The organism is Peribacillus sp. P4_B1, from assembly GCF_056402395.1.
Map to the genome: position 1 here is coordinate 24,041 of NZ_JBFUHM010000053.1, position 6,990 is coordinate 31,030.

General features: G+C 43.7%; 4 protein-coding genes. All 4 read right to left on the reverse strand.

From position 1 onward, the window contains the following. Positions 1-7 precede the first annotated feature (7 nt). The gene (locus tag AC1DVK_RS22275; RefSeq protein ID WP_477627402.1) at positions 8-2,206 is read right to left on the reverse strand and encodes a RelA/SpoT family protein; all 2,199 of its coding nucleotides are present in this window, start codon (positions 2,204-2,206) and stop codon (positions 8-10) included. 317 nt (positions 2,207-2,523) lie between these two features. After that, positions 2,524-3,036 carry an adenine phosphoribosyltransferase gene (locus tag AC1DVK_RS22280; protein WP_061464220.1) on the reverse strand — a complete coding sequence of 171 codons (513 nt, stop codon included), beginning with the start codon at positions 3,034-3,036 and terminating at the stop codon, positions 2,524-2,526. After that, positions 3,027-5,402 (reverse strand): single-stranded-DNA-specific exonuclease RecJ, encoded by a 2,376-nt coding sequence (recJ, locus tag AC1DVK_RS22285; RefSeq protein WP_289319968.1) that lies wholly within the window; start codon positions 5,400-5,402, stop codon positions 3,027-3,029. The genes AC1DVK_RS22280 and recJ overlap by 10 nt, the downstream gene beginning before the upstream one ends. 144 nt (positions 5,403-5,546) lie before the next feature. Further along, on the reverse strand, positions 5,547-6,990 hold a 1,444-nt coding region (gene secF, locus AC1DVK_RS22290), incomplete at its 5' end, for a protein translocase subunit SecF (RefSeq protein ID WP_477627403.1).

The following is a 6,990-nucleotide window of genomic DNA, read 5'->3' on the forward strand; positions in this document are numbered from 1 at the left end:
TAACCCCTTAGTTCATTATCCGTCTAACGGAATAAACATCTGAAATTTGTTTGATACGGTCAACGACCTTTTGTAAATGGGCAATGTTATGAATATAAATCGACATGTGAATGGTCGCCACCTTATTCCTGTCGGATTTACCCGAGACCGCTGAAATGTTGGTCTTGGTTTCATTGACGGCTTGCAGCACTTCGTTTAATAAGCCGCGGCGGTCATACCCGCTGATTTCAATTTCAACGATGTATTCCTTGCGCTCGTTAATCGTACTTTCCCATTCAACCGGTACGAGGCGATGATCGGAATCACCGCTTTCCAGGTTCGGGCAGTCTTGCCTATGGACTGAAACTCCACGGCCTTTGGTTATATAACCAACGATTTCATCCCCTGGAACTGGGTTGCAACAACGTGATAAACGGATAAGCAGGTTATCAATCCCCGGTACCCTTACACCTGAGTCACGTTTTTTAGATGAATTGGAAAAGGTTTTCAGATCGGCTACCGCTTCTGAAATATCCGCTTCTTGCTCGACCATTTTCTGCTTACGCCACTTTTCGGTAAGGCGGTTAGCCACCTGAAGTGCTGTTATTCCGTTATACCCGACTGCTGCATACATATCTTCTTCATTCAGGAAATTGAATTTATCTGCAACACGCTTGATGTTCTCGGCAGAAAGGATTTCTTTCAGTTCGAACTCCATTTCCTTGATTTCCTTTTCAACAAGCTCTTTGCCCTTTTCGATATTTTCTTCGCGGCGCTGCTTTTTGAAAAATTGGCGGATCTTATTTTTCGCTTGAGATGTTTGAGTGAGTTTAAGCCAGTCCTGACTTGGACCATATGAATGCTTAGATGTCAGGATTTCAATGATGTCGCCAGTTTTCAATTTATAATCCAGCGGTACCATTTTCCCGTTCACTTTGGAACCGATCGTTTTATTTCCGATTTCCGAGTGAATCCTGTAAGCGAAATCAATCGGGTTGGATCCTGATGGCAGTTCGATGACATCGCCTTTTGGCGTGAAAATGAATACCATATCAGAAAAAAGATCAATTTTAAGTGATTCCATGAATTCCTCGGCATTTGTCGCATCATCCTGGAATTCAAGAATTTCCCGGAACCAAGTCAATTTTTCTTCTAATGAAGGCTGTTCACCTACATCTTTTCCTTCTTTATAAGCCCAATGCGCGGCAACCCCGAACTCCGCAATGCGATGCATATCGGAAGTACGGATCTGCACTTCCAGCGGATCGCCTTTCGGGCCGATCACCGTCGTATGGAGCGATTGATACATATTTGGCTTAGGCATGGCGATATAGTCTTTAAATCGGCCAGGCATCGGCTTCCAGCATGTATGGATGATCCCTAAAACGGCATAGCAATCTTTTATGCTATTGACGACGATCCGGACTGCAAGCAAATCATAAATTTCGCTGAACTGCTTATTTTGCAAAGCCATTTTGCGATAAATGCTGTATATATGTTTCGGTCTGCCGGAAAGGTCAGCCTTAATGTTGACTTCCTCAACGTTTTTACGCACTTCATCAATGACTTCTTCCAGATACTGTTCACGTTCTGCACGCTTTTTCTTCATCAGGTTGACGATTCGGTAATACTGCTGAGGATTCAAATACCTTAGTGCAGTATCTTCAAGTTCCCATTTAATCGTACTGATACCAAGACGATGGGCAAGGGGGGCGAAGATTTCCAGCGTCTCGTTCGATATCCTTCTCTGCTTTTCCTGCGGCAGATGCTTCAATGTCCGCATATTGTGCAGTCTGTCGGCAAGCTTGATCAAGATGACCCTAATATCCTGGGCCATCGCCACGAACATTTTCCGATGGTTTTCCGCCTGTTGCTCTTGTTGTGATTTATACTTGATTTTCCCTAATTTGGTCACGCCATCTACGAGCATGGCGACTTCAGGACTGAAATTCTCTTCAATATCCTTCAGAGTGATCTCCGTGTCTTCAACAACATCATGTAAAAAACCTGCCGCAATAGTTGCAGGGTCCATTTCTAGATCAGCAAGAATGCCCGCCACTTGAATCGGATGAATAATATACGGCTCCCCCGATTTACGGAATTGTTCCCGGTGAGAATACTCTGCATACTTAAACGCTCTATGAATAAATTCAGCTTCTTCCGGCTGAAGATATAAGCTGGCCCGTTCTACAACCTGCTCGGCAGTCAATATTTGATCATTAGCCATTTAATCACCTTAACCCCACTTTAACTGCCACCGGATATAAACCGGATTGAGTATGATTGGTAGCACTTCCCTTTATTCTGCAAAACGTGACAATTTTTGCGAAAAAAAATAAATCCGCTTAACACGGATGCAAGTGCAAATAAACTTATTAGCAGAAAAACTCTTTATTATTACTATTATCGAAAAAAAAGGCAAGGATGTAAAGAGTAAAACGTGTATTTTATAAAGAATACTGCATTTTTTCACTGGAAATTCGACAAAATCCATTTAAATCGGGTAAAACAGAAAGAGCACCCTGGTCAGAGTGCTCTTCTTTATTAAAAGCTCATTAATGTCAAGACATCATAGCCGTCTAATTTATCTTTGCCATCCAAGTCCGTCAATTCAATAAGGAATGCAATCCCGGCAACAATTCCGCCAAGCTGTTCAACCAATTTGATCGTCGCTTCGATCGTACCGCCAGTTGCAAGTAAATCGTCCGTGATCAGAATACGCTGTCCCGGTTTAATGGCATCTTTATGGATAGTCAAAACATCCTTGCCGTATTCTAAACCATATTCGACTTTTATCGTTTCACGCGGAAGTTTCCCTTCTTTTCTCACTGGTGCAAAGCCCACTTCCAATGAGTATGCGACTGGACATCCGATAATGAATCCGCGTGCTTCCGGTCCGACCACTAAATCGATATTTTTATCGCGAGCGTACTCGACGATTTGGTCTGTTGCGTATTTATAAGCTGCGCCGTTATCCATTAATGTTGTAATATCTTTGAAGACAATACCCGGTTTCGGCCAGTCTTGTACAATTGTTACATATTGCTTTAAATCCATTGCTTTGTTTCCTCCTCAAGGTCTGTTGCCTCATGAACTAAATAATGATTGAACCAATCGAATAATTGCTGATAGGAAGAATAAACAAGCTCTTGTTCAAGCTCAAATTGCTCTTTCTTTCTTATATACGATTCAGATTCACTGAGATCGCGTTTTTTCGCATTGGTTGTGAGCATGATTAACCCATTCTCTATTGTAACAAAACCAAGCTCAAAAAACACCTTAGAAATGAAATCCACGGTATCTCTTGACCACCCGCGGTACTTGGCAAGGTCATCACCATATCTTTTCACATCGAGCGGGCCCTTTTTGGCGAGGAAGGCATAAAACCATTTAAAATGGTCCCTTGTTGGCATCGTACTTAAGAAATGGTCCTGTTCATGGGAAAGGTGAGCATAGATACGCGATGGATTCTTATTGGCAATCACCCGTTTCAAATATTCCCTTAAAGGCGGCATGTCCATAAATACCACATGGCCTTCGAAGCAGTCGAGCTGATCTGCATCCTGTCCATTCTTAATATGAACGAGATCGGAATGGTTTTGTAAAAATGGATATCTACTATAAATATCTTCCGAGAAAATGACGATCTTCCGGTTTTGTGCCGGAATGTCGGCAAGCCACTTCTCTGCCTGACCCTTACCGCGGTAATCGAATAACTGCCAATGGTTTACAGAGACATCCTGGACAAAGATCTGGGGCTTTTTCATATTATTCCACTCATTGATGGAAAGCTCTCCAATCACCGAGACTTCAGCGTGCGGAGCTATTTCATCCACAAAATGACCGAGACCGAAGCCCACTCCATCAAGTTTATGATTTTCCCCATCTTCAAGCTGCACTTTCAAGTGATTTTGGTTGGCACCGATTTTTCGGACACTTGAAAGCTGTACGGAATCTATCAAAATCTTCGGCTTTGGATTCGTCACCCCAAATGGCGCCAGCAAGCTCATTTCCTGAATCGTTTGAACGGAAACTTCCGCTAGAGTGGTTGCTCCATCCAAGTTGGTGATTGGTGTGAAGTCCTCTTCGCTAAGCTGTTCCTTCGCAATCAGGTTCATGCGGTCCCTAAGCTCCTGAACATCTTCTATTTTCAACGTCATTCCAGCAGCCATCGGATGTCCACCAAAATGAGGCAGTAATTCACGGCAGGTGGAAAGACTTTCAAAAAGATCGAAACCAGCGATGCTCCGGGCTGAACCTTTCGCGTGCCCCTTTTCCCGGTCATAGCTCAATACAATCGTGGGGCGGTAAAAGCGTTCAACCAGTTTGGAGGCTACAATCCCCACTACCCCTGCGTTCCAGCCTTCTCTCCCGATGATAAGGACACCATTGGACTCAGGCGGGAAGTTTTCCTCAACCTCTTGAATCGCTTCTTCCGCCATTGCCGCAACCATCGCCTGACGCTCTTTATTAATATCATTGATTTCATTGGCAAGTTCCATCGCTTCTGCCAAGTTTTCAGACATCAATAAATCCACAGCCGGGTCAGCATCTCCAAGTCGTCCGACAGCATTGATCCGCGGTGCCATCGCAAACCCGATTGATTCTTCATTCAATGCTTCCTGCTGAACATTCGCCACTTTCATTAGAGCAACAAGCCCCGGACGGCCAGTCAATCGTAACTGCTCGATCCCTTTCGCAGCGATGAGGCGGTTCTCCCCTTTTAAAGGCACTAAATCCGCAATGGTGCCGATGGCCGCTATTTCAAGTAAATCCTCAGGCAATTCCCCTAGCAAAGCGTGTGCCAGCTTAAAAGCGACACCTACTCCGGCTAGATCTTCAAATGGGTAGGAACTGTCCTCAAGTTTAGGATGGATAATTGCCAATGCCTCAGGCAATTCCGGTCCAGGTTCATGGTGATCGGTCAAAATATAATCCATGCCAAGCTCGCAGGCAAGTTTCGCTTCATCGACTGCAGAAATTCCGGTATCGACGGTTATTAATACCTTCACCCCTTGCTCAGCTGCAAGGCGGAACGCCATCGGATTCGGACCGTAGCCCTCTGTAAACCGATTCGGGATATAAAAATCCACATCGGCCCCCAATCTCGTTAGCGCCGTCATCATCACTGTGGTCGATGTCACGCCATCTGCGTCATAATCACCGAAAATCCGTATTTTTTCTCCATTTTGAATCGCTTCTCTTATTCTATAGACTGCTTTATCCATATCTTTCAATAAAAATGGATCATGAAAAGTTTGATTTTTTACAAATAAAAATGATCGGGCACTTTCAATCGTGTCCAGGCCTCGATTCACAAGCAGGGCTGCAACCAAAGGTGTGATATGAAGCTCTTCAGCTAGTACAGCAACTTTGTTTTCATCGGCAGTTCGCAAGTTCCACCGGGTTTTTGGTTTTAACATGAATTCACCCCTTAACTTACTTATTATACAAAACGACAATAACGGTTTCAATTTATTTTAAACTCAAAAATGGCTGTAATTCCCTATTCAAAAAGCTAGTCTCACAAAAAGAAGGCTGGCATCATGCCAGCCTCCTCTCACATATTAAACTTGTCCTTCAAGACTTTGTTTCTTTTCTTTTGCGGTGTTCAGTGGTCCTTTTTTCTTCAATTCCCTGATTTTTAAATCAAGCCAGAATTGGGACGCGATTAATAGAGACGAATACACGCCACATATTAAACCGATAAACAGGGCAATTGAGAAGTTTCGGATAGCTTCACTGCCGAAGATCATCAACGCGATAACCGTAATGAGAACGGTTAGTACGGTGTTAATGGATCTCGTCAATGTTTGCCTGATACTGATATTTACAATATTCTCAAGCTCTTCAGCGGTTTTGACTTTACGACTGAAGCGTAAGTTTTCACGAATCCTGTCAAAGGTTACGATCGTATCATTGATCGAATAACCGACGATCGTCAGTACCGCAGCAATGAAGGTGATATCCACCTCGAGCCGAAATACACTAAATATCGTTATGATGAAGAACGCGTCATGTATAAGCGCTACGACAGCAGGTACAGCCATCCGCCATTCAAATCGTATCGATACATACAAAATGATTCCGAGTGATGCAATCGCTAACGCAACCATGGCATTTTTCGCGAGTTCTTTTCCGACTGTCGGCGATACGGTGCTGACATTCGGTTCTGCTCCATAATCCTTCTTGAAATGGTCCTTCAATTTTGCGATTTCCTGCTTATCAAGGACACCGACTGTCCGAACGACAGCATTTTTATTTTCTTTTCCAGTGAGCCTGACATCCTTGACATCATTCTCGTCAATACCGACCTTGACAATTTCGGTTTCGACTTGCTGTTTCGTCAAGACATCTTTGGACGCAATCTCAATCCGGGTACCGCTCGTGAAATCAATACCTAGATTCAATCTGAAGACGAGCAGGAAAATGATCCCGATAATCGTTACACCGACTGAAATGCCATAAAAAACTTTCCGATGTTTGACGAAATCGATTTTATCAAAGCGTGTTGGCAATGACATTAAATTAATTTTCTCCGATAAATCGTGAATGTATTTCTTCTTCACGCCAAACCAGGTTGTGCGTTTGTCAAGGAACCCGCTATTCACCCAAAGGCTCATGAAAAGACGTGTACCATAGACGGCTGTAATGAAACTCATTAAAATCGAAATGATCAAAGTGGTCGCAAACCCTTTAACGGAGCTTGTTCCATAAAAGAATAGAACAGCCGCAGCCAGCAAGGTCGTTAAGTTCGCATCCGTAATCGTAGCAAGTGAGTTTTTCGTACCTTCTTTATAAGCTGCTTTTACAGAACGGCCAAGTTTCAATTCATCTCTGATCCGCTCGTAGGTTATGATGTTGGCATCGACAGCCATCCCGACCCCGAGTACCAATGCCGCAATACCAGGCAGCGTAAGGACCGCATTCATCCAATCGAACACCAATAGCGTCAAGAAAAGGTATATGCTTAAAGTGACGACTGCAATGAATCCAGGGAAGCGGTAATAC

Excerpts from the sequence above, each read along its gene's own strand:
- AC1DVK_RS22275 (WP_477627402.1), bottom strand. The coding sequence starts at position 2,206 with ATGGCTAATGATCAAATATTGACTGCCGAGCAGGTTGTAGAACGGGCC.
- AC1DVK_RS22280 (WP_061464220.1), bottom strand. The coding sequence starts at position 3,036 with ATGGATTTAAAGCAATATGTAACAATTGTACAAGACTGGCCGAAACCG.
- recJ (WP_289319968.1), bottom strand. The coding sequence starts at position 5,402 with ATGTTAAAACCAAAAACCCGGTGGAACTTGCGAACTGCCGATGAAAAC.